This window comes from Saccharopolyspora sp. NPDC047091 (assembly GCF_040643635.1).
Classification (GTDB): domain Bacteria; phylum Actinomycetota; class Actinomycetes; order Mycobacteriales; family Pseudonocardiaceae; genus Saccharopolyspora_C.
In genome coordinates this window covers 1-23,148 of sequence record NZ_JBEYUS010000001.1, presented here as the reverse complement: position 1 = coordinate 23,148, position 23,148 = coordinate 1, and the positions used below count along the sequence as shown (strand labels likewise).

Here is a 23,148-nt window from a genome sequence, read left to right as displayed (position 1 = left end):
CCGGGGTCAGGCCGGGACGGGTCGCAGGACCGTGCTGCCGGAGCGCAGGGACGCGACCTGGCTGCGGGTGGCGATCCACTTCGGCAGCCTGCCGACGCGCTGCAGCGGCGTGCTGCGCTGCGCCGAGGTGAACGCCGCGGTGCGCGACACCTTCAGCACCCGGGAGCGCCGCTCCTGCTCGTAGGCGCGCAGCGCGGGCCCGGGTTCGCCCGTGACGTCCGCGAGCCGGTGCGACAGCAGCCAGGCGTCCTCAAGGGTCTGGTTCGCCGCCTGCGCGACCGCGGGCGGCATCGCGTGCACGGCGTCGCCGAGCAGCGTGCTGCGCGGCCCGCCCCACACCCGCGGGACGACGTGCCGGATGTGCGGGAAGAAGCCCAGGTCGTCCGGACCGACCTCGGCGAGCAGCGGCCCCACCGGGTCCGGCCAGCCGGTGAACATGCGGCGCAGGTCGCGCAGCGACAGCGACTCGTCGCCCTGCCGCCACGGCAGGTCGAACCACCAGTGCAGCAGGCCGCCGCCCGCGGGGATGAACCCGCAGTGCGCGACGCGGCCGGCGATGTTCACGGTCTGGTGCCCGTGCGCCACCGGGACGTCGCTGCGGGTGAGGCCCTGCCAGCTGGCCCAGCCGGTGTGCCGCGCAGGCCCGCCGCCGAGGAGCTCGCGGCGCACCACGGAACGCTGGCCGTCGGCGCCGATCACCAGGTCGCCCTCGGCGCTGGTGCCGTCGTCGAAGTCCACGACGACGCGGTCGGCGGTCTCGGTGACGGCGATGCAGCGGCGGCCGAAGTGCAGGACGTGCTCGGGCAGGGCGGCGGCGATCTTGCCGGTGAGCAGGCGGCGCGGGGTTTCGATGGTCGGGGAGCCGAGGCGCTCCGTGACGTCGGCCAGGTCCGCTTCCCAGAGCAGCCGGCCCGAGTCGGTGATGGACTTCAGGCTGTGCAGCGGGCGCCCCACGTCCTCCAGGGTGACGCCGAGCTGGCCCAGCGCGGCCGTCCCGTTGCTCCACACCGTGACCGCCGCTCCGCCGTCGCGCAGCGCGTCCGCATGCTCGAAGACCGCAACGTCGTGACCGCCGTCGAGGAGACCTTTGGCCACGGCGAGGCCACCGATCCCGGCTCCGATGACGAGAACGCGCATCGTATCCATCCGTCCTGCGAAGCTGGCTGGCTCGCCGATTTTAGCCAACAGTCCTACAAATCCGAGTTGTCGGTCCTCACATACAGTGATGAACATCTCTCGAACGGAGTAATGCCGGAGGTTAATCCACTGGGCGGCAACCGGACCCCGCCACCCCGTCCGCGGGGGAAGTAGGTTGCGGGAGCATGAGTCCTCGCGTCGCACCACCGTTCCGCGCCGACCACGTCGGCAGCCTGCTCCGCCCACCCCACCTGCTGGCCGCCCGCGACGAGTTCGCGGCGGGCCGCATCGGCTCCGACGAGCTGCGCCGCGTCGAAGACGAGGCCATCACCGACGTGGTGGCCATGCAGGAGGAGATCGGCCTCTCCAGCGCCACCGACGGCGAGTTCCGCCGCGGCTCCTGGCACATGGACTTCCTGTACCAGCTGCGCGGCATCGACCGGGTCGACGACTCCGAGCTGACGGTGCGGTTCCACAACACCGACGGCGACGTCGAGTTCGCCACCCCGGAGATGCGGATCGGCGAGAAGATCGCGCTGGACCACACGATCTTCGCGGACGCGTTCACCGCGCTGGCCGACCGCGCCCGCACCGCCACGCCGAAGCTCACCATCCCCTCGCCCGGCATGGTGCAGTACCGCGCGGGCCGGGCCTCGATCGACCGGGAGGTGTACCCGGACCTCGCCGAGTTCCGCGCCGACCTCGCCGCCGCCTACCGGGCCGAGGTGCACGCGCTCGCCGGGCTCGGCTGCCACTACCTGCAGCTCGACGACACCAGCCTGGCGTACCTGAACGACCCGCAGCAGCGCGCGAAGCTGCGGGAACGGGGCGAGGACGCCGAGCACGAGCACGAGCGCACCATCGAGATGATCAACGCGTCGATCGGGTCCCGCCCCGGATCGATGTCGGTGACCACCCACCTGTGCCGGGGCAACTACCGGTCCTCGTGGGTGGCGGAGGGCGGCTACGACTTCGTCGCCGAGGCGTTGTTCAACGAGCTCGACGTGGACGGGTTCTTCCTGGAGTTCGACGACGAGCGCTCCGGCGGCTTCGCGCCGCTGCGCTTCGTGCCGAAGGGCAAGCACGTGGTGCTCGGGCTGGTGACGACCAAGCGCGGTGAGCTGGAGTCCGCCGACGACCTGAAGCGGCGCATCGACGAGGCGTCCCGGTACATCGACCTGGACCAGCTGTGCCTGTCCCCGCAGTGCGGTTTCGCCTCCACCCAGGAGGGCAACGCCCTCGGCTACGACGAGCAGGTGGCCAAGCTCAGCCTGGTCGTGCGCACCGCCCAGGAGGTGTGGGGCTGACGTTCCGGCGTGCGGCGGCGGGACCGCGGTTCCGCCGCCCGCGCGCCCGGGATCAGGCGGCGGCTTCGAGGAAGCGGCCCGCGACCAGGCCCGGCTCCTCGTTCCCGTCGAACCGGACCCACAGCACTGGGCCGTCGAAGACCTCGGGAAGCCCCGAGGCGGTCTCCACCACCGTGCCGACCTGATCGCGGAACCGGCCGAACGAGGCACGCACCCGGGTGCCAGGCTCCAGCGGACTCGATGACTGCTCCATGGGGGTCGACGTTACGTGCCGTGGCCGCGGAACGGAAAACCGCGTCCGAGTGACGTGCGCATGAATACCGTGACCTGCGGTATCGACCTCCGGAACGGCCCCGGAAACGGGCGGAACGATCTTGTTCAGTGATTGACGTCACGATAACCGCAGGTAGAAGCGTTGCGAACGGGAAGGGGCGCGGGTGCGCACAATCCGGCGATCAGGGGAATTCGAGCTGGAGATCAAGCGGTCCCGGTTCCTGTGCGCGCTGTCCCGCGCCGATTCCGAAGAGCGAGCGCGGGAGTTCGTCGCGCAGCGCCGCAAGCTGCACCACGACGCCCGGCACCACTGCTCCGCCTACGTGCTGGACGTGGACGGCCGGACCCAGCGCTCCAGCGACGACGGCGAACCCGCGGGCACGGCCGGGGTGCCGATGCTGGAAGTGCTGCGGCACAACGAGATCACCCGGGTGGTGGCGGTCGTGTCGCGGTACTTCGGCGGGACGCTGCTCGGCGCGGGCGGGCTGGTGCGGGCGTACGGCGGCGCGGTGTCGGCGGCGCTGGAGCAGGTGGGGCTGGCGGAGCTGCGGCCGATGCGGCTGGTGTCCACCACGGTGGACTACCTGGTGGCGGGGAAGTTGGAGAACGACCTGCGCTCGCACGGGTTCTCGGTGTCCGATGTGGACTACTCGGAGCGGGTCCGGTTCGTGGTGCAGGTGCCCGCGGACGACGTCGAGGACTTCGGGCGCTGGCTCGCCGAAGCCACCGGTGGCGCCGCCGAACCCGTCCTCGGCGAGCTGGTGCACGCCGAAGTTCCCGTTCAGCGCCCGTAGAACCGGTGCATCACGAGTTCGAGCGGGCCGCGCTCGAACCTGCGCAGCCACCGCCCGGAGAGCCACAGCAGCAGTCCGCAGATCACCGCCCACAGCAGCACGACCCACCACGGCCGCAGCGGCTCGAACCGCACCTCGAGCCCGAATCCCCAGCCGTAGCACAGGATCGCCGCCAGCAGGTTCTGCAGCACGTAGCAGGACAGCGCGGTGCGCCCGACGGAACCGAGCCCGCGCCGCACCGGCCCCGGCTCTCCGCCGCGCAGCACGAGCGAGGTGATCGACCCGAGCAGGCCGAGCGCCACGAACGGCGGCAGCACGTACCGGTCGACGAGGAACCACTGCTGCCCGGCGAGCGTGGTGAGCAGGTTCAGCGGCAGCGCGATCCCCAGCCCGACCAGCGCGAACCGGTTCCGCAACCGCTGCCCGCCCGGCCCGCGCTCGAACGCGCCCGCCCGCCGCAACCGCGAGCCGATCAGGAACATGGCGACCGACATCGGGATGATGAACAGCGCTTCGAGCCGGTAGGCGGCGAACCCGTCGATCCGGGCGGCGACCTGCGCCAGGTAGCCGCCGTGGCTGAACAGGTCGGTGCCGGCGCCCGCGATCGGGGCGCGCGAGCTCAGCAGCCCGGCGGTGCCCAGCGCCACGAGCAGCAGGTGCACCGCGCCGCACCCGGCGATCCACCAGCGCACCGCCCGATCGCCGCGGCCGATCAGGTGGGCGACGAGCAACGACGTCACGGCGTAGCTCATCAGCACGTCGAACTCGAAGATCAGCAGGTAGTGCAGCAGCCCTTCGGCGAACAGCAGCGCCGCCCGCACCGGGTACCGGCCGGGCCAGGACGCGCCGCGGCGCAGCGCGGAGCGGTGCTGGAGTTCGAGACCGACGCCGAACATCAGCGTGAGCAGGGCCAGGAACTTCCCGTTGGCGAGGAACAGCAGCAGCGACCCCGCGGTCCCGTCGGCGCCGAGCAGCCCGGTGGGTCCGGCGGGGTCGGTGAAGATCCAGACGTTGGCGCCGAAGGTGCCGAGGATGGCGACGCCGCGCACGACGTCGAGCGCCGCCATCCGGTTGCCCGCGGGCGCGGGGCTGGTGATCGTCATGCTGTCCCCCAGGACGTGCCACTCGTTATCATGCAGTTGCATGGTAAACAGCGGCGCGAACCGTTGGCAATGCAGTTGCATGAAGAAGAGGTGTTGCGGTGCCCAAGCAGGTGGACCACGAACAACGCCGCAGGCAGATCGCCGAAGCGCTGCTGCGGCTCGCGGGAAGGGGCGGCGTGGAAGCCGTCAACCTCCGCGACGTCGCCGCCGAAGCGGGCATCTCGATGGGCTCGGTGCAGCACTACTTCCGCAGCAAGGAACAGATGCTGCACCACGCCGTCGCGCACGTGAACGACCGCGCCGCCGCCCGCATTCGCGACCGGCTCGGCTCCACCGATGCGCCGCGCGCCGTCGTGCGGACCGTGCTGCTCGAAATGCTCGCGCTCTCCCCCGAGAGCCGGGAGGAATACCTGGTGTCCGTGTCGTTCTTCCTGCGCGCGCTCGCCGAACCGGAGCTCGCCGCGGTGTACCGGCGCTGGTGGCCGCAGCTGGAGCAGTGGATCACCGACCTGCTGCGGGCCGCCCAGGACGCGGGCGAGCTCGCCGCCGAACTGGACCCGTCCACCGAAGCGCGCATCCTGCTCGCCGTCCCGGACGGGCTCTCCGTCGGCCTGCTGCTCGGCCACCACACCCCGGAAGCGGCGGTCGAACTGGTCGACCACGCGCTGGACCGGCTCTTCACCGCCAGGTGAACCCGCGGCCGGCGAACCGGCCGCCCACCTCGGCCGGTCCGGATCAAGCCGGTCCCGATCAGGCCGGTCCCGACCAGGCCGGTCCGGATCAGGCGACGAGCAGGTAACCGGCGGAGCCGGCCAGCACGCCGACGACGGCACCCACCACCACCTGCGCGGGCGAGTGATCTCCCAACCGCACCCGGGACCAGCCGACCGCCGCCGCGAGCCCCCACAGCAGCAGCCACCACGCCGAGTACACCACCGCCAGCATCGCCACCGCCCCCGCCGCGACCGCCGTGTGCACCGACACCTTCCACCACACCGTGATCAGCCCGATCACCAGCAGCGCGGCCAGCATCGCCACGTCCAGCGCCACCACCAGCCGCGGCGCCCCGGCCAGCACCAGCACGCCGAGCCCCAGCGAGCTCAACGAGATCAGCAGCACGAACGGGATCAGCCGTCCTTCCCGGTCGCGCACGTGGTGCCCGTCCCACCAACCGGCGCGGGAACCGGCGATGATCCCGGCCATCGGCAGCACGCTGCTGGTCAGCGCGACGAACACGCCCCAGCCCAGCGCCGCTCCCGGCGCGTGCGTCGCCTGCCAGGCCACCGCGATCGGCAGCAGCAGCACGATCACCGCGGGCGAGCACACCTCGGTGAGCACCCGCGCCACCAGGTCCGCCCGGGACGCGGGTGCCGGGCCGTCGAAACCGGTGCTCCCGGTCGTGCCGGTATCGATCTCCGCCATCGCGCCCCTCCCCGCTCACCCCGCGCCGGGTCCGGCGCACCGATCCCATGATCACCCACGGGGGCGCCGGGGCGGTGGCGGCGCGGCGTGCCGCGTTCGTTCGGCCTGACGGGGGGCGGGGCGCGGCGCCGGGGCGGCAGTGTGATCCGCGCGCACGCGCGCACGCGCGGGTCTGCCGGTCCGGCCGACGGGGTTCGGCTCGCCGGGCCGATGCGGGTTCGGCTCGCCGGGCGGACGCGGGTTCGGCTCACCGGGCGGACGCGGGGGTTCACTTCACCAGGCGGGACACGGGGACCCGCCGCGCCGGACGAACGCGGGATCCGCCTCGCCAGGCGGACGCGGGTTCACTTCGCCAGGCGGACGCGGGGATCCGCCGCGCCGGACGGACCGGTCATCCGGCGGCGGCGTTCCCGGGACGGATCAGCGGACCGCCCGCAACCGCGGCGCGGACGCCAGGGACTCCAGCTTCGCGGCGGACGCCGTGCCCGGTTCCGCGGTCAGCAGCACCACCCGGTGGTCGTGCCCGGGCACCCGCAGCTCCTGAAGCTCCAGGTCGATGAGCCCCAGCCGCGGATGCCGGATCCGCTTCGGCACCGCGGTCGCGGTGCCCAGCTCCTGCTCCCGCCAGTGCGCGGCGAACTCCGGATCGTGCGCGGCGAACTCGCGCACCAGGTCGGCCAGCCGTCGGTCCGCGGGATAGCGGGCGACGGCCTGCCGCAGCTCGGAGGCGACGTGCCAGGTGAACCCGTCCCCGGCCGGCTCGCACCGCAGCGGCCCGCCGCGCATCGACAGCCGGAGCACGTTGCGCTCCCCCGGCGGCAGCGCCGCGAAGTCCACCAGCAGCGCCGCCGCGGGCGGGTTCCAGGCGAGCACGTCGTGCCGGGCGTTCAGCACGTACGCGGGCACCGGGCCGAGCCGGTCCAGCAGCCGGCGCACCTCGGCGGGCACCTCCGCACCCGGTTCGGGGCTCGCGGGGGCGTGCCCGGCCAGCCGCCCGAGGTGCTCCCGCTCGGCGCCGGAGAGCCCGAGGGCGTCCGCCAGCGCGGCCAGCACCTGCGGGGACGGGTGCGGGCCGCGGGCCTGCTCCAGCCGCTCGTAGTAGTTCGCCGACACCCCGGCCAGCGCCGCGACCTCCTCGCGCCGCAGCCCGGGGGTGCGCCGCCGCACCCCGGCGGGCAGCCCGGCCGCGACGGACGAGCGCGCCTCGCGGCGGCTGCGCAGGAATGCACCGAGGTCTCGTTTGCCCACGCCACCAGCCTGGCACGGCCCGCTCCCCGCATCCACGGATCGGCGGTCCGGGGTTCGGCCGGACGTGCCCGCGGCGCGCGGACCGACCGAGGGTGGACGGCGAGAACCCGGACGAAGGAGGGACCCGTGTCCACCCCGAACTCACCGGCCGACGTGATCGACCGGTTCACCGCGCTGCTGCTCGCCAAGGACATGGCGGGCGCGATCGACCTGCTCGCGCCGGACGTGGTCTTCGAGGCCCCGTTCGCGCACGGCACCCCCGCCCGCGTCGACGGGCGCGAGGGGATGCGCGCGTACCTGGCGGACTACCCGGACCGCGTCGACATCACCGGCTTCCCCGCCTACGAGCTGCACCGGACGACCGACCCGCGGCGGGTGATCGCCGAGTTCACGGCGCACGGCCGCACGGTGCGCACCGGCGAGCCGTACGTCATGCCCTACATCGCGGTGCTGACCGTGGTGGACGGGCTGATCACCCACTACCGGGACTACTGGAGCCCGGTGCTGGCGGCGAAGGCCGCCGGTGAGCTGCCCGCGCTGGTCGCGGCGCTGGAGGTGGCGGAATGAGCACGCTGCTGCTCGGCGGGACGGGCACCACCGGCCGCCCGCTGTCCCGGTTGCTTCCGGAGGCGGCGGTGGCCTCGCGGAACCCCGGTCCCGGCCAAGTGCGCTTCGACTGGACCGAGCCGAGCACGTTCGCGCCCGCGCTGGACGGGGTGCGGGCGGTGTACCTGGTGCCGCCGCTGGCCGAGCTGGAGCCGATGCGGTTCGCGGCCCCGTTCTTCGACGCGGCGCGGGCCGCCGGGGTCCGGCGAGTGGTGCTGCTGGGTTCGCTGATCGTGCTGCCGGATGCGCCGGGGGTGGCCGAGCTGGTGGCGGCGGTGCGGTCGATGCCGGAGCCGGTGGTGCTGCGCCCCTCGGGCTTCATGCAGAACCTGCTCGGCGACCACCCGCTGGCGGAGGGGCTGCGGGAGCGGGACGAGCTGGTCAGCGCCGCCGGGGACGGCAGGCTGGGCTGGATCGACGCCGCGGACGTCTCCGCGGTGGCCGCGCGGGCGCTCACCGATCCGGCGGTGTCCGGCGAGCACCTGCTGACCGGTCCCGAGGCGTTGTCCTACGGGGAGGTCGCCGAGGTGCTCGCCGAGGTCACCGGCCGTCCGATCCGGCACCGGACGATGCGCACGGCCGAGCGCGCCGAGGTGTTCCGCGCGGGCGGCATCCCGGAGCCGTTCGCGACGTCCCTGGCCGGGGTGGACCGCGGTATCCGGAACGGGGAGGAGGACCTGGTGACCGGGGCGGTCGCGGAGCTCACCGGGCGGGCTCCGCGGTCGTTGCGGGAATTCGCCGCCGCGCATTCCGGCGAACTGGGTTGATCCGGCGGGCGGTTCCGGTCCTCCGCCGGGTCCGCCCGTTTCCCAGAACACCTTTTGCATATTCCAAAAAAGAACCTTCCATTGCTGCGAACGGGTGAGCATTGCGCGGATCAGCCCAATTCCACGACGGGATTGGTGAGGATCCCCGCTGAATCGAGAACCCGCGCGGGGAACGGGGCCGAACACCGGTCACCCGGTCAGCGGTGACCGCTCCCGTTCACCGGTTCCAGAATGAACGGGGACCGGCGCCTGTCGATGCACCGCAGGTCGGCCGAATTAGGGTTCGGCCGAAAAGGTCATCGCACCTCGCGCCCCGTTGGGAGGAGCGGTCATCACTGATCCACCACAGCCACGATGGACGGAGTTCAGCCTGCTCGCCCGGCTGCACCCGGGGACCCGGCAGTCCCTGCTCGCCCTCGGCTCGGAAGTGATCTTCGAGGCGGAGCAGAAGATCCTGCGGCAGGGCGACGACAGCACGCACGTGGTGCTGCTGCTGAGCGGATCGGCGAAGGTCCAGGCGTTGTCCGAGACCGGCGGCAGCACGCTGCTGGGCATCCGCTTCGGCGGCGACCTGGTCGGGGAGATGGCGGCGCTGGAGCGCCGGTCCAGGTCGGCGACGGTGATCGCGGGTTCGCACGCCCGCACCCGGCTGATCAAGTCGGCGGACTTCCGCCGGTTCCTGCACGAGCACTCGGACGCGGCGATCGCGATGGTGCTCATGGTCAACTCCCGGCTGCGGTGGGCGAACCGCCGCCGGATCGACAACGCGAACCTGTCGGCGACGCAGCGGGTGCCGCGGCTGCTGGTGGAGGCGGTCGACACCTACGGCGAGCAGGACCCGGAGGGCGGCTGGCGCATCGGGCCGCCGCTGACGCACGACGAGCTGGCCACGCTGGCGGGGGTGCGGCTGCGGACGGTGCAGAAAGCGCTGCGCGATCTCGCCGAGGAGGGCGTCATCGAACGGCGCTACCGCCGGATCATCGTCACCGATCTCACCGAACTCCGAAAAATCGCCGATTATTCCAACTGAACCCGCAGTTGTGCGTGTTCTTTTCGGCCTTCACACGGCAGTGTCTTCACCAGTGACCGCGGGTGCTCGAACCATCGGGTAAAAGGTCCGAACAGGGCAGTGACGACCTCCTCCCGCGCACCTCATCGTCGAGGGGCGAAGGGGCGCACGGGAACACCGCGCGGCACGGCTGGAAATGCGTCGCCGCGAGAACGGGGCCGCGGTGGCACGCGTTGCCCGAGTCGCATCGGGGTCGGCTCGGGCAACGCACCCTCGATTCACGCGAAGACGTCGGCGACGTACCGGGCCCGGTCCCGCTCCATCTCGGTCATCCACTCCGCGGCCCGCTGCTCGTCCGCACCGGTGACCTCCGCGTAGATCCGGGCGCAGGTGCGGTGCACCGCGGGCGCCATCCGCTGCCCGTCGCCGCACACGAACACGGTCGCGCCGCGTTCGACGAGTTCGGCCACCTCGGCCCGGTCCGCCCACAGCCGGTCCTGCACGTAGCGGACCTCGCCCTCCGGCTCCGCCGAGTACGCGGGCCGCACGTCGACCACGCCGGCCGCCGCCCACTCGGCCAGTTCGTCCCGGTACAGCAGGTCGGATTCCGGGCCGTGGCAGCCGAAGAACAGCAGCGCGGGCGCGGGCCGCACGCCCTGCTCGGCCGCGGCCAGCGCGCGGTCCTGCAGGAATCCGCGGAACGGGGCGATGCCGCTGCCCGCGCACACCAGCACCAGCGGCACGTCGAGCTCCGGCGGGTGGAACGCCACGTTCGACGGGCGCACGCTGACGGCGACCTTCGAGCCGGGCAGCGCCTGCGCGAGGTGGTTCGACGCGGCGCCCTCGTACCGGCCGGCACCGGACCGGGCGGGCTCGTTGAGCACGGCGACGGTGAGCGTGGCGCGCTCCGGGTTCCACCGCGGTGAGCTGGAGATCGAGTACTGCCGAGGCGTCAGCGGGCTCAGCAGCCCCAGGAAGGCGCCGAAGTCGAGCCCGCAGGCGGGGTAGCGCTCCAGCAGTTCCAGCACGGTCACCCCGGGCCGCAGCACCTGTTCGGCGTGCACCTCCGGGTCGGCGGCCAGCGCGCGCAACGCCTGGGCGTCGGGCGGGCAGGGCGTCGCCTCGGCGAGCTCCACCAGCTGCTTGCGGGTGGCGGGCCTGCCGAGCTCGACGTAGCTGCCGAGCAGTTCACCGGCGGCGACGTGGGCGCCGGTGGGCAGGAACGTGCCCTCCCCGCGCAGCACCACCTGGTCGTCGTGGGCGAGTTCGAAGCGGCTGAGCGCCCGCGCCACCACGGCGGGCGGGTTCACCGGCAGCACCGCGAGGTAGTCCCCGGCGCGGTACCGGGCGTCCTCGGGCAGCGCGATCTCCACGTGGTGCTTGGCACCGACGTCCGGGGAGCTGAGCAGCCGGTTCGCGACGACGGTCCCCCAGCTCAGGTCGTTGGCCCGCACGATGGGGTCGCGGACGGCTCCGACGTGTTCGGCGGTGAGCCGCGGCCCGGCGGCGGGGGCCGCGTCGTCGAGCCCGAACTCGGCGGCGACCGGTCCCCAGAACTCGCCGTACCAGTCGTCGAAGTCGCCGAAGAAGTCGCCGCGCGCGTCGGCCCGCCCGCGCGGCAGCAGCCGCTTCGCGCCCGCCCTGGCGAGGTGTTCGTCCACTTCGGACGGAACGGCCTGGTAGGTGCGGGCCCAGTCGGTGTTGCCGCAGCCGAACACCGCGTACCGCACCCCGTCGAGCGAACCGTCGGGCTGCTCGCGCAGCCAGCGCACGAATTCGCGCGCGTTGTCCGGCGGCTGCCCCTCGTAGGAGGAGGTGACGATGACGGCGACGCCGTCCGGCCCCAGGTCGCCCGCCGCGGCGTCGAGTTCGGCGAGCTCGCCGGTGCAGCCGCGCGCGGTGGCGTCGTTCGCGATGCGCTGCGCGAAGGCCTGCGCGGTTCCCGAGTTGGAGCCGTAGAACACCCGCACCGGCACGCCGTTCGGTTCGGCCCGCGCCCCCGCCTCGGGCGCGGACCGCTCGGCCGGGGTGCCACCGCGCACGATCCGCCGGTCCCGCCGGTGGACGTGCATGAACAGGCCCTCGGGCTTGATCGTCAACGTCTGCTTGATCTTGAGCCGGTAGTCGGGGTCGGCGGCGGTGACGTCGAAGCGCTGCAGCAGCATCGCCAGGAACAGCGTCGCCTCCTGCAACGCGAAGCCGCGGCCGATGCAGGAGCGCTGCCCGTTCCCGAACGGCTTCCACGCGTTCGGCGGCAGCGCCTCCGCCCGGTCGAAGGTGAACCGGTCCGGGTCGAAGGTCTCCGCGTCCGCGCCCCACACCGCCGGGTCCCGGTGCAGCCCGGGCACCACGACGAGCAGGTCGTCGTCCCGGTTCACCTCGTAGCGGCCGCCCAGCACGGTGCCGTCGGCGCGCGGCGACACCCCGAACGCGGGCGCGGTCGGCCACAGCCGCAGCGATTCCTTGAAGATCTGGTCGAGGTAGCCGAGCTTGCTCAGGTGCTCGAACCGCGGCACCTCGTCGCCCAGCACCCGGTCCACTTCGGATCGCGCGGTGGCCAGCACGTCGGGGTGGCGCAGCAGTTCGTGCAGGGTGAAGGTGAGCAGCCCGCTGGTGGTCTCGTGCCCGGCGATGAGGAAGGTGACCAGCTGGTGGCGCACGTTCTCGTCCGGCAGCCGCCGCCCGGTCTTCGGGTCGGCCGCGGTGAGCATCGTGTCGAGGATGTCGTGCTGCCCCTCCGGCAGCGGGTTGCGCCTGCGGTCGGCGATGAGCTCGTCGGCGACCTGGTGCATCAGCTCGACGTCGGCGGCGTACTGCTTGCGGGTACCGCGCATCAGCAGTTCCTGGCCGGGCAGCCGCCGCGGCCGCGCCCCGGCTTCGACGAGTCCGCGCACCATGGCTTCGACGAACGGGTTGAGCCGCTCCGCGTAGAAGCTGTTGAAGCGGTGGCTGAACGAGCACAGCGCGATCGTGTCGAGGGTGAGCCGGGTGGTGTCGTCGGCGATGTCGATGCGGTGCTCCGGGCCCTGGCGCTCCCACTTGAGCAGCAGCTGCTCGGCGATGTCGGCCATGCCGTCGAACATGGTGCGCAGCGCGGCGGGGCCGAACGCGGGCATCAGGATGCGGTGCGCGGACTGCCAGTTCGGTTCCTCGGTCCACGAGGTGAACAGCCCGTCGCCCGCGAAGTCGCGGACGTTGACCAGGGCGGCGCTGAGGGACTTGTCGAACCGCTCCTCGTCGCAGAGCTCGTCGACGAGCTCCTGGGACTGCACGATGATCACGTTCCGGCCGGGTAGCCGGAGCCGGAAGATCGGGCCGTGCTCAGCGGCCATCTCCACGAAGCGCAGCACGCCCTTCTCCGCGTCCAGCTCGGGCAGGTTGCCCACGAGCGGCTTCGGCTTGGGTTGCGGGATCGGGACGAGGTCCTGGGTGGTGGTCATCGGCATCTCCTGCGGGAGCGGGTGGTTCAGAGCCGGGTGCGGGGCCGGGCTTGCAGTCCGGCGAGCGCGTTGTCGACGACGGCGGCCGCGTAGGCCTCGGGCGAGTCGGCGGGCCGGTGCCCGAACGTGACGAGCACCGAGGCGGCGCCGTGCGCGGTCGTCCACAGCACGGTGCTGATCGCGAGCACGTCCCCGGTGAGCACGCCCTGTTCGAGGCAGCCCGCGACGCGCTCGGCGACGAGCCGGTACGCCGGGTTCACCGCGTCCGAGCAGTCGGCCTCGCCCTGGCAGTCGGCCTCGTCCGGGCGGCCGGCCTTGTCCGCCGGGCTGCCGCTCATGAACAGCGCCCGGTAGTGCACCGGGTCGTCCTGCGCGTAGCGCACGAACGCGAGCATCAGCTCGCGGAGCCCGTCGATGCCGCCCTGCCCGCCCGCCTCGGCGAGGTCGGCGGCGACGCGCGCGAAGCCGTGGGTGGCGAGCGCGCGCAGGATCGCCTGCTTGTCCGCGAAGTACGAGTACAGCGACATCGGCGCGCAGCCGAGGCGGCCGGCGAGCTTGCGCATGGTGAACCCGGGGAGGCCCTCGTCCCGGATGAGCTGCTCGGCGGCGGCGAGGATCTCCTGCCGCGTTTCGCCGCGGACCCGCTCGCGCGCGGTCTTGGCCACCACGTCGCACCTCCCGTGCCGACCGGCCCGACGACCGGTTTCGTACATGTACGAACCACTGTACATGTACGAACCGCGAGTGCCGCGGACCGCGCGCCACCGACCCGCCGCTACGCTCCGATCATGGATGTTCACCGCAGGGTGAGCCGAGGATGAGCCGACCGGGGACGACCGGGCGGATCGCCGCGCTGCTCGAGGAGGTCGACGACCTGCTCGACCTGGGCCGCACGGCGCAAGGCGCGGAGGAGAGCAGCGCGACCACCGCGGTGCGAGCGCTCCAGGACCGCTACCCGGTCTGGTACTCGCAAGCGCTCGCCGCGCTCCCGGACGACCTCCGCCACCGGTTCACCGGGCAGTACGAGTCCCAGCGGCCGCTGCTCGCGCCGAAGATCGACCGGTTCCTCGCCGAACCCCGCCGCCCGTGGGCCGCCTACGACTCCGTTCCCCGATTCCTCCGGAGCCACGGCCGGTGGCAGTACGCGCTGCGGCCGAGCTTCGAGGAGCCGCTGCGCGAACAGCGCCGGGTGCTGCTGGAAGCGCAGGGCAGGATCGGCACCGATCCCGACGTCGAACGCACCACCGGACGGCTGGTCGAGATCTTCCGCAGGCTGCCCGCCGCGCTGAACATCCTCGGCCGGGAACACCGGCAGCGGCAGGGCCTGCCCGTCGACGACGAGTACGACCTCCAGCGCGTCGTGCACGCCCTGCTGCGGCTGCACTTCGACGACGTGGAACCGGAGGAGACGACGCCGCGGCGAGCAGGCGGCTCCTACCGGATGGACTTCCTGCTGCGCCGGGAGCGGGTCGTGGTCGAGGTCAAGATGACCCGTCCCTCGCTCGGCGCCAGGGAACTCCGCCACCAGCTCGTAGACGACCTCTTCGGCTACCGGCGGCAACCCGGCGTGGCCGCGCTGCTGTTCGTCGTGCTCGACCGCGACCGGCACGTCGACAACCCGGCCGGGTTCGAGCAGGACATCGCGGACGACGACCCGGAGCTGCTGGTCCGAGCCGTCATCGCGCAAGGATGACGACCACCGCGATCACCGCAGCGGGAACGGCACCCCGCGCTGCTCGGCCGGGCGGGGGCCGAAGATCCGCCGCTGCGACTCGTCGATCGCGAGGTCGTTGATGCTGGCCTCGCGGCGGCGCATCAGCCCGTCCGGCGCGAACTCCCACAGCTCGTTGCCGTACGAGCGCCACCAGCGGCCGTCCGCGTCCCGGCACTCGTACTGGAACCGCACCGCGATGCGGTCCGCGGTGAACGCCCACAGCTCCTTGCGCAGCGCGTAGTCCAGCTCGCGGCGCCACTTCTCCCGCAGGAACTCGACGATCTCCGCGCGGCCGGTGACGAACCGGTCCCGGTTCCGCCACACCGAGTCCGCGGTGTAGGCGAGCGCGACCGCCTCCGGATCGGTGGTGTTCCACGCGTCCTCGGCCGCCTGGACCTTCTGCGCCGCGGTGTCGGCGCCGAATGGCGGGTACGGGGGACGTCCGGTCATGGTGCTCTCCTCTCGCGCGTCGGAGAACGTGCGTTCTCCGCGCTGCTAACCTAGAGAACGCACGTTCTCCACGCCAGGGAGCAGACCGATGGACCAGCGCACCGCCACCACCCGGCTGCTCGACGCCGCCGAGGAGCTGTTCTACGCGCGCGGCGTGCAGGCCGTCGGCATGGACGAGATCCGCGCCGCCTCCGGCGTCTCGCTCAAGCGCCTCTACCAGTGCTTCCCTTCGAAGGAGCAGCTCGTCGTCGGCTACCTGCGGCGCCGCGACGAGCGGTGGCGCGACTCCTTGGCCCGCTCCGTCACCACCCGCGCCCGAGGCGCCGAACAGGTGCTCGCCGTCTTCGACTGGCTGCACGAGTGGTTCTCCGAACCGGGTTTCCACGGCTGCGCGTTCCTGAACTCCTTCGGTGAGCTAGGCGCCACCAGTCCCGCCGTCGCCGCCGCGGTCCGCGACCACAAGGCCGAGGTGCAGCGCTACCTCACCACGCTGCTCACCGACACCGACGAGCCGCGAACCGACCGGAAGGCATCCGAGCGGAAGGCCTTGGCCGAGCCGAAGGCGGCGGCCGAGCGGGAGGCGTTGGCCGAGCAGCTCAACGTCCTCGCCGAAGGCGCCATCACCACCGCCGCGATCACCGGCACCCCCGCCCCGGCCCGCCACGCCCGGGCAGCGGCCGAAGCCCTCCTCGCCCACCGCTGATCCCCCGGAACACCGCCCACCGCGCCCGATCGCCGGGTACGGTCCGACGGCTTGAGCGGGCGCGCCCGCAGCTGCACTGCGCACCTACGATCACCGGCCGCTGCCGCTGGTGCTCGCGGTAGGGCGCCGGCTCTTCCGCCCGCCGCCCGCGGTGCTGCGGAAGCACTCGGCTACTGGGCGCCGAGGTCCGGAACGGTGAGGGAACCGTCGGCGGCGAGCGGGAAGCCCGGGTTGTGCGCGATCTCCCACGGATGCCCGTCCGGGTCGGTGAACACGCCCGCGTAGCCGCCGTAGAACGTCTCCGCCGGACGCCTGGTCACCACCGCGCCCGCCACCTCGGCCGCCGCGACGATCTCGTCGACCTCGGCCGCCGATCGGGCGTTGTGCGCGAGGCAGACACCGCCGAACCCGCGATCCACCGGCAGGCCGCAGTCCCGTGCGAGCTCCTCCCGCCCCCACAGCACGAACGCGCTGCCCCCGGTCTGGAAGAACACGGTTTCGCTGAGCTCCTGCCCGCGCCACCCGAGCCGCTCGTAGAACGCCTTCGCCCGCGCCAGATCGTCCACGCCGAGCGTGACCAGACTCACCCGCTGCTCCATCCCCGCAGCATAACGACGGCCCCCGACGGTCCCGGCCGACTCGGCGTCCGATCAGGGTCCGTGCGCACATGTCGCGGCCGTTCCCCTCCCCACGACATCGCGCTCTTGCCAGGAGAGATGTGGCCAGGTAGGCCTGCGCCATGTCGCCGCGGATCATCGCCGCGCACGAACGACTGGTCGCAGTCGAGTTCGGCGCCTTCTACTTCGGCAATTGGCCGATGGACGCCACAAGCGATCCACCACACTTGATACTCCGACATGCGCAGCCCGGTGTCGCGTTCACCGAAACCGGAGTCGGGTTCTACTCGGAGTGCTACGACGACGAGCTGGCACTGCTCCGAGTTCGATTCCTCGAATCCGAGCCGGCTCGTGACGGCGACGGGAAAAGCTTCCGGGGCGAGTTCTTCATCAGCTCGAACCAGCTTGCACCCACTACGGCGGGTGCGGTCCCGGAAATCCCTTTCACTCCACCTTTCCGGGGAGGCGTCGGCGTCCTGGCCACCCATGCGGCACCCACCGAAGATGATGTGCCGCTCGTACGCGACAAGTGGTCAGTGGACATCTGGCCCGTGCTGACCAGCGGAGCATGACCGGACGTCGCACGCGCCACCCGCGCAAAGGCCCTTCGACCGAAGAAGCGCGCGATCAGGGCTTCTTCCCGGACGGTGCCAGGTGCCACGGTTCTTCAGGTCGATGAGGACGTTCGGCCGGAACTTCCGCGGAAGGCGGTCAGCCGGCCCACCCGGTGGTGGCGTCGACGTTCACCATTTCCCCGCCCCGCAGGCATTCGTGCAGCAGCCCGCTGTCGGCCAGATGAGCGGCTGCCCGCTCCGCGCCTTCCGCCTCGGCGTGTGCAGATCGCCAGTGCGGAACGATCCGATAGGGCACCAGGCGGAGGCACTCCGGTGCGATGCCCGGCGGATAGCCCTCCGGCAGGGTGTCCGGGTCGTCGATGAGGTCGATGCCCCGGAGGTCCGGTCCGGCCACGCACGCTCCCGCCGAGTAGCCGCCGTAGACGAACTCCGGCCGAGCCAAACTGCTCCAGGAGGGCATCGCGGAACCCGGCAAGGGTCATGGCGCGGGCCAGGACGAACGCATTGCCGCCCGAAGCCCAGATGAGATCGAGTTCGGCCAAACGTCGGGAAAGGTCTTCCGCAGCGGCGAAGTAGTCGCGGAGATCGAGTTCTTCGCAGGAATAACCGAAGCTCTCGAACGTGCGCACCTCGCGAGCATGATCACGAGCACGCGAGCTACCGGCCCCGTCGTGCGCGTTCAAGACGACGCCCGCTTTCCCGCTGCGCAGGGTGCTGGGCAGGGCCGGTGGACGGCGATCGGCAGTCAGGAACCAGGAGCTCAGCAACAGCCTCATCAGCACCTCCCGGCCAACAGAGCGCGTCATGCTGATTGCTCATGCCGCCGTGGCCTGGCGACCAGCCTCTCGCAAGCTGGCCCGCCGATGCGGCTTCCGCCTGCACCGGGGTCAGCCGCCCGACAGAAGTCGTCTACCGGCATTCCAAGCCAACGCTTTGACGAATCATCGTGACCTTGGCCTGCGGGTGACTACGACCAACGGTGTCCCGCGCGGGGTAGAGCCAGCGTTGAAGCGTCAGTCGAACATGCCCCACGCTGGGCGTTGATCTGGAACTGGCGAGGCCGCAAACAGCGATGCACAGAGAACACGGCCTCGGGCCGGTTCCGGTTGCAGAATGTCCCGCACAGGCGCTCCGAAGACGACAACACGATCTGGTCGAATGTGAGGTGCGGATCACTCTGAACTGCTTCACTAGGGTCATGGTTGAAGGTGAGCAGGAATTCGACAAGTGGGCTCAGCGACGCGCTGAGCGCCGTGCTCAAGCCACGCCTCCCGACGCTTCAGAAGCTCCGCTTCGTCCCGCGATCCTGGATCGAGCTTATGTGCTGTGGCTGATGATCGGCGTCCCCACCGTCCCAGCTTTGGTGGGAATTGCCGTCATATTTGCAGCCCGAAACCTGCGTGCCGGGTATCGTGGAGCACGCTTGTTCTTGACAATATTCGCTCTCCCCCTGGCGATAATTCCATCATCTATCACATCAAAGGCGGCAGTCGGAACTACTCTGGCCTCATCAGACACATGGCGAGCACTAGTAATTTTTTTGTCTTTATACGGTTGACTGGTGGTGATCCTGGCCTGCGTCTTCATGTGGATGCCGGAAGTTGGCCGCCATTTCCGCGCTGTGCGGTCGAGCAAAGAATCTTAGCCGCAGCTGAATCGGCCCGCGCCCGAAAGGCGCGGGCCGTTCGGGGATGCAATGACACCACCCGACGCCGACCGCCCTGACCGACCGGTCGTCCGGCCCGATGATCGACATCGGACCGGACGCCCGGAATTCCGCTCAGCCGCTGGCCGCGCTGGTGTTGATCTCACCGTTGACCCCGCGTGGGAAGAATCCACCCGAGGTCGCCTCTTGAGCGGTGAGGTACACGATGTTGAGGACTTGCCCGGCGCTGCGGCTGTAGGTGACGCCGAACTGGTCGGTGGGCACGATGTTCGCCCTCCCGTTCTCGTCCACGACGCCCTGATCGAGGTCGTCGGCGCCGTCCAGGGAGTCCCGCGCATCGGAGAGCTTGACCGAAGCCTCCTTGAGGTCGCGGCCGAGCAGACCCGTCCCGAGCAAGCCGGTGTCCTTCGAGTACAGCGCACTGCGGATGTTCGCCGCGTGATAAGCCTCGGCAGCGAGAATGCCGGCGGCCGCCTCCAGGTAGGTCTTGTTCGACACCAGCGGCGCTGCACCCTTGTACGCGCTCACCCCGACGTCTTCGAACAGGTAAGCAGCCAGCAGGAAGTTGTCCTCGTTGGCGAACGGGTCGAAAGCCTCCCCGCGCCGTACGAGACCGGCGGCCTGCGCCGCGGCGGTGAAGCTGTTCTGCAGGTCGATCTCCGGTTGCGCCACCGCGGCCGACCCGAGGGCACTGCGCAGGAATTCCACGTGAGCGCGCTCGTCCGACGCGATCTCCTGCGCGTACTGGCGGACCATCTTGCTCTCGAACCGCACGGAACGACCTCCGGTGACGCCACCGCGGGCACCCGTGCCGCCAGTGAGCTTGTCCGGAATTCCCGCGCCGGTCACCGCATACGAGTAGAACTGCGCTTCGAGGTACTCCAGGTTGAGAGCGAAGTTCAGGATCGCTCCATCGCTCGGCGCCTCCGCGGCAGCAGCGACCGGCGCGAATGCCGTGGACGACATGGTCGCCGCGCCGATCACACCCAGACCGCCCAACCCGGCACTGCGCAGGAAGCGGCGTCGATCAGCCTGACCCTCCGCGCTCCGGTTGATCATTTTCACGACTTGGTTCCGACCGAACACGTGGTTCCTTCCCCCACTCCGGCGGTGTCGACCGTGATCACCTGGTCACCACCCGAATGGTCATCTCGACGGACGTCCGAGGTTCGTCGCCGATCAGGCGGCCGCTTGGTCCACCGTGAAGATCTAGCCGTGCGAGGCCGAAGGCGCCGGTGGGCCGCGTCGGTTGCGGGACTTCCGCGGGAGGTTCCGGCGACCCGTCGCTGCCCGTTCGACGGCTCGTCGCCGCATTCGTCGATCAGGCCGGTGGCGCGGGCTGCTCGGGCGCTCCACTGTGGGTCCGCCGGGCGCAGCCCCCGCTTCACCGCCCACGGCTCGTCCTGCCCGAGCTCTGCTCGCCGATTCGGATGTCAGACCACACGACCGGCGCGACTCCGGCTGCCTGGGCGGTTGCGATGCTCCGCGAACGGCGGGAAGCAGCCGAGAACCATGAAGGTCCCGTGTTCCCGGACAGCCTCGGCGGGCTCCGTGACCCGTCGAACACGTTGCGGGTCTACCGGCAGACTCGGGGCAGCGAGGGCTTCGCGTGGGTCACCTCGCACGTGTTCCGCAAGACGGCGGCGACGATCCTCGACGAAGCGGGGCTGACGGCTCGGCTCATCGCCGACCAGCTCGGGCACTCGCGGCCCTCGATGACGCAGGACGTCTACATGGGTCGGAAGTCCGTGAGCCGGGAGGCAGCGGACGTGCTCGAACGGGCGCTGGATACGAAGTCCGCCGCGAAAAGTGCACGTAAAGTGCACCGAGACACCGACGAAGATCGCTGATCAGCACGCTGACCAGGCGGGATGGTGGGGCGCCTGGGGATCGAACCCAGAACCCACGGATTAAAAGTCCGTTGCTCTGCCAGTTGAGCTAACGCCCCGCAGGGGCAGCCTACAAGGGCGTGGTCATCTCGTGTGGCGGCGGGCCGGAGTGCACCGGGGCCGCGCGGGGCCGCGAAGGTCGGGTTCGGCGTCAGGGACAATGGCGGGCGTGACCGTGCTCGATTCGATGGTGCCGACCGCCGAGAACCCGCCCGCGCACTCGCTGCGGATCGGGCCGCACGCGGTGGATCCGCCGGTGGTCCTCGCGCCGATGGCGGGGATCACGAACGTGGCGTTCCGCAGGTTGTGCCGGGAGTACGGCGCGGGGCTCTACGTCTGCGAGATGATCACCAGCCGGGCGCTGGTCGAGCGGCACCCGCAGACCATGCAGATGATCACGTTCGACGCCGACGAGCACCCGCGGTCGATGCAGCTGTACGGCGTCGACCCGGCGACCATGGGCGACGCGGTGCGGATGATCGTCGCCGAGGACCTCGCCGACCACGTGGACATGAACTTCGGCTGCCCCGTCCCGAAGGTCACCCGCAAGGGCGGCGGGTCGGCGCTGCCGTACAAGCGGCGGCTGTTCGAGGACATCGTCACCGCTGCGGTGCGCGCCGCCGAGCCCGCGGGCATCCCGGTCACCGTCAAGTTCCGCATCGGGATCGACGACGACCACCTCACCTACCTGGACGCGGGCCGCATCGCCGAGGAGTCCGGCGCGGCCGCCGTGGCGCTGCACGCGCGCACCGCCGCGCAGCGCTACTCGGGCACCGCCGACTGGAGCACGATCGCCCGCCTGAAGGAGGCCGTGCGCGGCATCCCGGTCCTCGGCAACGGCGACATCTTCAGCGCCGACGACGCGCTGCGGATGATGGCCGAGACCGGCTGCGACGGGGTCGTCGTCGGGCGCGGCTGCCTCGGGCGCCCCTGGCTGTTCCGCGACCTGCAGGCCGCGTTCACCGGCCGCGAGATCCCGCCGGGGCCGAACCTCGGCGAGGTGCGGCGGGTGCTGCGCAGGCACGGCGAGCTGCTCAGCGAGCACATGGGCGAGCAGAAGGGCGTGCGGGACCTGCGCAAGCACATGGCGCAGTACCTGCGCGGGTTCCCCGTCGGTTCCGACCTGCGGCACCGGTTCGGCCTGGTGTCCAGCCTCGCCGAGCTCGACGACCTGCTCGCCGACCTCGACCCGGACGTGCCGTTCCCCGCCGACGCGGAGGGCCCCCGCGGCCGCCAGGGCTCCGCGGGGAAGGTCGTGCTGCCCGAGGGCTGGCTGGACGACCCGGAGGACCGGTGCGTGCCCGCCGGCGCCGAGATCGACCACAGCGGCGGCTGACGGCGACGATGCGGATCGCTCTCCTGTGCCTCGCGGCGTGCGCGCTCGCGGGCTGCTCGACCACGCCGCAGGAACCGCCGCCGGAGCAGCGGATCCGCGACTACTTCGCCGCGAACGACGCCGCCGCCCGCGCGGGGGCGCAGGCGCAGCAGGACTTCTTCACCCGCACCCAGCACCCGGACTACGCCGACCGCACCTGCGAGCTGGACGGGCTCACCGTGCAGCTCGACCCGGCGATGAGCACGTTGCGCCCGGACCCCGGCTACCAGCCGGACGACACCGGGCCTCCCCGCGGGGACGTGCGGGTGGTGGGCGTGGAGGTAACGGTGCGCCGCGACGGCACGATCATCGGCAGGCAGATCGGCTCGCAGCACGTCGTGCTGCTCGACGGGCAGGTCCACGGATTCGCCCCCTGCCCGACCGGGAACGCCTCATGACGCGAACGGAGCACGTCCGCATGCGCGCACGTGACGTAGAACACGGCGCGTCCGATTCCTCCGTGCGGGTGGGGAGATCCCGTTTCACTTCCACCCGCTGTCCAGGGCCGGTACACACCAAGGCAGTCCGGCGACGTGAGACTCACTCACCAATTCGGAGCAAAGGCTGGTAAGCCGGATGAGCGAATTCCGCAGTACACGCGTCCCGGCGCCTCAAGCGACCCGCCGGAGCCGACGACACCACGGACGGGAGGTGACAGCGATGACCGGATTGCGCGACGGCTTCGCCGGACCCGAACCTCTGCGCGAGGACGTCGCGCGTTCGTTGTGCCCCGCACCGGCCCCACCGCCGGACCTCGGGCCGCGACGCACGCGTCACGAGCTCGCCAACGAGGGCGGCATGGTGGAACTGCACGAGTCGATCGCTGCGCTGCTCGCGTCCCGCGGGCAGTGGCGACAGGCCTACCACCACCTGCGCTCCGCGCTGGACCTGCTGTCCACCCAGGACACCCCGCGGGTGCCCGAACAGCTCCGGCACGAGGTGAACCGGCTGCGGCGCGAACACGCCGAAGCCCGCGAGCAGAGCCTCCGGGACAGCCTCACCGCCAGCTACAACCGCCGGTACCTCGACGAACGCCTCGCCGACCTGCTGGCC

The 23,148-nt window shown here is 71.5% G+C and carries 24 protein-coding genes and 1 tRNA gene; 13 read left to right on the top strand and 12 right to left on the bottom strand.

The window, feature by feature from the left end; translation table 11 throughout:
• Positions 1 to 6 precede the first annotated feature (6 nt).
• Positions 7 to 1,137 (bottom strand): FAD-dependent monooxygenase, encoded by a 1,131-nt coding sequence (locus tag ABZ805_RS00125; protein ID WP_358432292.1) that lies wholly within the window; start codon positions 1,135 to 1,137, stop codon positions 7 to 9.
• Between the two features lie 185 nt (positions 1,138 to 1,322).
• Here ABZ805_RS00125 and ABZ805_RS00120 point away from each other — a divergent pair, with 185 nt between their 5' ends.
• Entirely contained in the window at positions 1,323 to 2,444 is a 1,122-nt protein-coding gene (locus ABZ805_RS00120; protein ID WP_358432290.1) for a 5-methyltetrahydropteroyltriglutamate--homocysteine S-methyltransferase, read from the top strand.
• A gap of 52 nt (positions 2,445 to 2,496) precedes the next feature.
• On the opposite strand, the gene ABZ805_RS00115 is transcribed toward ABZ805_RS00120, so the two are convergent.
• Positions 2,497 to 2,697, bottom strand: coding sequence for a hypothetical protein (locus ABZ805_RS00115; protein ID WP_224958540.1), 201 nt, complete (start codon positions 2,695 to 2,697; stop codon positions 2,497 to 2,499).
• Positions 2,698 to 2,881: 184 nt separating this feature from the next.
• Between ABZ805_RS00115 and ABZ805_RS00110 the strand changes: the two genes are divergently transcribed.
• Positions 2,882 to 3,511: a YigZ family protein gene (locus tag ABZ805_RS00110; protein ID WP_358432288.1), complete on the top strand. Its 630-nt coding sequence runs from the start codon at positions 2,882 to 2,884 to the stop codon at positions 3,509 to 3,511.
• Here ABZ805_RS00110 and ABZ805_RS00105 read toward each other — a convergent pair.
• On the bottom strand, positions 3,499 to 4,656 hold the full coding sequence (locus ABZ805_RS00105) for a DUF418 domain-containing protein (RefSeq protein ID WP_358432286.1): 1,158 nt from the start codon (positions 4,654 to 4,656) through the stop codon (positions 3,499 to 3,501). The two genes, ABZ805_RS00110 and ABZ805_RS00105, sit on opposite strands and share 13 nt — an antisense overlap.
• A gap of 56 nt (positions 4,657 to 4,712) precedes the next feature.
• Here ABZ805_RS00105 and ABZ805_RS00100 point away from each other — a divergent pair, with 56 nt between their 5' ends.
• Positions 4,713 to 5,306 carry a TetR family transcriptional regulator C-terminal domain-containing protein gene (locus ABZ805_RS00100; protein ID WP_358432284.1) on the top strand — a complete coding sequence of 198 codons (594 nt, stop codon included), beginning with the start codon at positions 4,713 to 4,715 and terminating at the stop codon, positions 5,304 to 5,306.
• A gap of 88 nt (positions 5,307 to 5,394) precedes the next feature.
• On the opposite strand, the gene ABZ805_RS00095 is transcribed toward ABZ805_RS00100, so the two are convergent.
• The gene (locus tag ABZ805_RS00095) at positions 5,395 to 6,036 is read right to left on the bottom strand and encodes a hypothetical protein (RefSeq protein ID WP_358432282.1); all 642 of its coding nucleotides are present in this window, start codon (positions 6,034 to 6,036) and stop codon (positions 5,395 to 5,397) included.
• Between the two features lie 420 nt (positions 6,037 to 6,456).
• On the bottom strand, positions 6,457 to 7,284 hold the full coding sequence (locus tag ABZ805_RS00090; RefSeq protein ID WP_358432280.1) for a helix-turn-helix transcriptional regulator: 828 nt from the start codon (positions 7,282 to 7,284) through the stop codon (positions 6,457 to 6,459).
• 126 nt (positions 7,285 to 7,410) lie between these two features.
• Between ABZ805_RS00090 and ABZ805_RS00085 the strand changes: the two genes are divergently transcribed.
• The 3 genes from ABZ805_RS00085 (at position 7,411) to ABZ805_RS00075 (ending at position 9,687) form a co-directional block, all read left to right on the top strand.
• The gene (locus tag ABZ805_RS00085) at positions 7,411 to 7,851 is read left to right on the top strand and encodes a nuclear transport factor 2 family protein (RefSeq protein WP_358432278.1); all 441 of its coding nucleotides are present in this window, start codon (positions 7,411 to 7,413) and stop codon (positions 7,849 to 7,851) included.
• Entirely contained in the window at positions 7,848 to 8,657 is an 810-nt protein-coding gene (locus ABZ805_RS00080) for an ergot alkaloid biosynthesis protein (RefSeq protein ID WP_358432276.1), read from the top strand. The genes ABZ805_RS00085 and ABZ805_RS00080 overlap by 4 nt, the downstream gene beginning before the upstream one ends.
• 427 nt (positions 8,658 to 9,084) lie before the next feature.
• Complete coding sequence (locus ABZ805_RS00075) at positions 9,085 to 9,687, top strand: Crp/Fnr family transcriptional regulator (protein ID WP_358432274.1); 603 nt, start codon at positions 9,085 to 9,087, stop codon at positions 9,685 to 9,687.
• Positions 9,688 to 9,944: 257 nt separating this feature from the next.
• Here ABZ805_RS00075 and ABZ805_RS00070 read toward each other — a convergent pair whose 3' ends face one another.
• A complete protein-coding gene (locus ABZ805_RS00070; protein WP_358432272.1) occupies positions 9,945 to 13,106 on the bottom strand; it encodes a cytochrome P450 in 3,162 nt (1,053 codons plus the stop codon).
• A gap of 26 nt (positions 13,107 to 13,132) precedes the next feature.
• The gene (locus ABZ805_RS00065) at positions 13,133 to 13,771 is read right to left on the bottom strand and encodes a TetR/AcrR family transcriptional regulator (protein ID WP_358432270.1); all 639 of its coding nucleotides are present in this window, start codon (positions 13,769 to 13,771) and stop codon (positions 13,133 to 13,135) included.
• A gap of 152 nt (positions 13,772 to 13,923) precedes the next feature.
• Between ABZ805_RS00065 and ABZ805_RS00060 the strand changes: the two genes are divergently transcribed.
• Entirely contained in the window at positions 13,924 to 14,799 is an 876-nt protein-coding gene (locus ABZ805_RS00060; RefSeq protein WP_358432268.1) for a hypothetical protein, read from the top strand.
• 12 nt (positions 14,800 to 14,811) lie between these two features.
• On the opposite strand, the gene ABZ805_RS00055 is transcribed toward ABZ805_RS00060, so the two are convergent.
• Positions 14,812 to 15,270, bottom strand: a complete 459-nt coding sequence (locus ABZ805_RS00055) for a nuclear transport factor 2 family protein (protein ID WP_358432266.1) — start codon at positions 15,268 to 15,270, stop codon at positions 14,812 to 14,814.
• Positions 15,271 to 15,358: 88 nt separating this feature from the next.
• Here ABZ805_RS00055 and ABZ805_RS00050 point away from each other — a divergent pair, with 88 nt between their 5' ends.
• The gene (locus ABZ805_RS00050) at positions 15,359 to 15,973 is read left to right on the top strand and encodes a TetR/AcrR family transcriptional regulator (protein ID WP_358432264.1); all 615 of its coding nucleotides are present in this window, start codon (positions 15,359 to 15,361) and stop codon (positions 15,971 to 15,973) included.
• A gap of 170 nt (positions 15,974 to 16,143) precedes the next feature.
• Here ABZ805_RS00050 and ABZ805_RS00045 read toward each other — a convergent pair whose 3' ends face one another.
• Positions 16,144 to 16,572, bottom strand: coding sequence for a VOC family protein (locus ABZ805_RS00045; RefSeq protein WP_358432262.1), 429 nt, complete (start codon positions 16,570 to 16,572; stop codon positions 16,144 to 16,146).
• 140 nt (positions 16,573 to 16,712) lie between these two features.
• On the opposite strand from ABZ805_RS00045, the gene ABZ805_RS00040 reads away from it, so the two are divergent.
• On the top strand, positions 16,713 to 17,162 hold the full coding sequence (locus tag ABZ805_RS00040; RefSeq protein ID WP_358432260.1) for a hypothetical protein: 450 nt from the start codon (positions 16,713 to 16,715) through the stop codon (positions 17,160 to 17,162).
• 139 nt (positions 17,163 to 17,301) lie between these two features.
• On the opposite strand, the gene ABZ805_RS00035 is transcribed toward ABZ805_RS00040, so the two are convergent.
• Entirely contained in the window at positions 17,302 to 17,625 is a 324-nt protein-coding gene (locus ABZ805_RS00035; RefSeq protein ID WP_358432258.1) for a Type 1 glutamine amidotransferase-like domain-containing protein, read from the bottom strand.
• Positions 17,626 to 18,945: 1,320 nt separating this feature from the next.
• Positions 18,946 to 19,917, bottom strand: coding sequence for a ferritin-like domain-containing protein (locus ABZ805_RS00030; RefSeq protein ID WP_358432256.1), 972 nt, complete (start codon positions 19,915 to 19,917; stop codon positions 18,946 to 18,948).
• Positions 19,918 to 20,354: 437 nt separating this feature from the next.
• On the opposite strand from ABZ805_RS00030, the gene ABZ805_RS00025 reads away from it, so the two are divergent.
• Positions 20,355 to 20,681: a tyrosine-type recombinase/integrase gene (locus tag ABZ805_RS00025; RefSeq protein ID WP_358432254.1), complete on the top strand. Its 327-nt coding sequence runs from the start codon at positions 20,355 to 20,357 to the stop codon at positions 20,679 to 20,681.
• A gap of 22 nt (positions 20,682 to 20,703) precedes the next feature.
• Here the strand turns inward: ABZ805_RS00025 and ABZ805_RS00020 are convergent.
• A tRNA-Lys gene (locus ABZ805_RS00020) sits at positions 20,704 to 20,779 on the bottom strand.
• Positions 20,780 to 20,907: 128 nt separating this feature from the next.
• On the opposite strand from ABZ805_RS00020, the gene dusB reads away from it, so the two are divergent.
• From dusB to ABZ805_RS00005, 3 genes are all read left to right on the top strand, one after another.
• Complete coding sequence (dusB, locus tag ABZ805_RS00015; protein WP_358432703.1) at positions 20,908 to 22,056, top strand: tRNA dihydrouridine synthase DusB; 1,149 nt, start codon at positions 20,908 to 20,910, stop codon at positions 22,054 to 22,056.
• An 8-nt stretch (positions 22,057 to 22,064) separates the two neighbouring features.
• Positions 22,065 to 22,493 carry a hypothetical protein gene (locus ABZ805_RS00010; RefSeq protein ID WP_358432252.1) on the top strand — a complete coding sequence of 143 codons (429 nt, stop codon included), beginning with the start codon at positions 22,065 to 22,067 and terminating at the stop codon, positions 22,491 to 22,493.
• A gap of 262 nt (positions 22,494 to 22,755) precedes the next feature.
• On the top strand, positions 22,756 to 23,148 hold a 393-nt coding region (locus tag ABZ805_RS00005), incomplete at its 3' end, for a GGDEF domain-containing protein (RefSeq protein ID WP_358432250.1).

Excerpts from the sequence above, each read along its gene's own strand:
- ABZ805_RS00125 (WP_358432292.1), bottom strand. The coding sequence starts at position 1,137 with ATGCGCGTTCTCGTCATCGGAGCCGGGATCGGTGGCCTCGCCGTGGCC.
- ABZ805_RS00120 (WP_358432290.1), top strand. The coding sequence starts at position 1,323 with ATGAGTCCTCGCGTCGCACCACCGTTCCGCGCCGACCACGTCGGCAGC.
- ABZ805_RS00115 (WP_224958540.1), bottom strand. The coding sequence starts at position 2,697 with ATGGAGCAGTCATCGAGTCCGCTGGAGCCTGGCACCCGGGTGCGTGCC.
- ABZ805_RS00105 (WP_358432286.1), bottom strand. The coding sequence starts at position 4,656 with ATGCAACTGCATGATAACGAGTGGCACGTCCTGGGGGACAGCATGACG.
- ABZ805_RS00095 (WP_358432282.1), bottom strand. The coding sequence starts at position 6,036 with ATGGCGGAGATCGATACCGGCACGACCGGGAGCACCGGTTTCGACGGC.
- ABZ805_RS00080 (WP_358432276.1), top strand. The coding sequence starts at position 7,848 with ATGAGCACGCTGCTGCTCGGCGGGACGGGCACCACCGGCCGCCCGCTG.
- ABZ805_RS00070 (WP_358432272.1), bottom strand. The coding sequence starts at position 13,106 with ATGACCACCACCCAGGACCTCGTCCCGATCCCGCAACCCAAGCCGAAG.
- ABZ805_RS00060 (WP_358432268.1), top strand. The coding sequence starts at position 13,924 with ATGAGCCGACCGGGGACGACCGGGCGGATCGCCGCGCTGCTCGAGGAG.
- ABZ805_RS00055 (WP_358432266.1), bottom strand. The coding sequence starts at position 15,270 with ATGACCGGACGTCCCCCGTACCCGCCATTCGGCGCCGACACCGCGGCG.
- ABZ805_RS00050 (WP_358432264.1), top strand. The coding sequence starts at position 15,359 with ATGGACCAGCGCACCGCCACCACCCGGCTGCTCGACGCCGCCGAGGAG.
- ABZ805_RS00045 (WP_358432262.1), bottom strand. The coding sequence starts at position 16,572 with ATGGAGCAGCGGGTGAGTCTGGTCACGCTCGGCGTGGACGATCTGGCG.
- ABZ805_RS00040 (WP_358432260.1), top strand. The coding sequence starts at position 16,713 with ATGTCGCCGCGGATCATCGCCGCGCACGAACGACTGGTCGCAGTCGAG.
- ABZ805_RS00035 (WP_358432258.1), bottom strand. The coding sequence starts at position 17,625 with ATGCCCTCCTGGAGCAGTTTGGCTCGGCCGGAGTTCGTCTACGGCGGC.
- dusB (WP_358432703.1), top strand. The coding sequence starts at position 20,908 with ATGGTGCCGACCGCCGAGAACCCGCCCGCGCACTCGCTGCGGATCGGG.
- ABZ805_RS00010 (WP_358432252.1), top strand. The coding sequence starts at position 22,065 with ATGCGGATCGCTCTCCTGTGCCTCGCGGCGTGCGCGCTCGCGGGCTGC.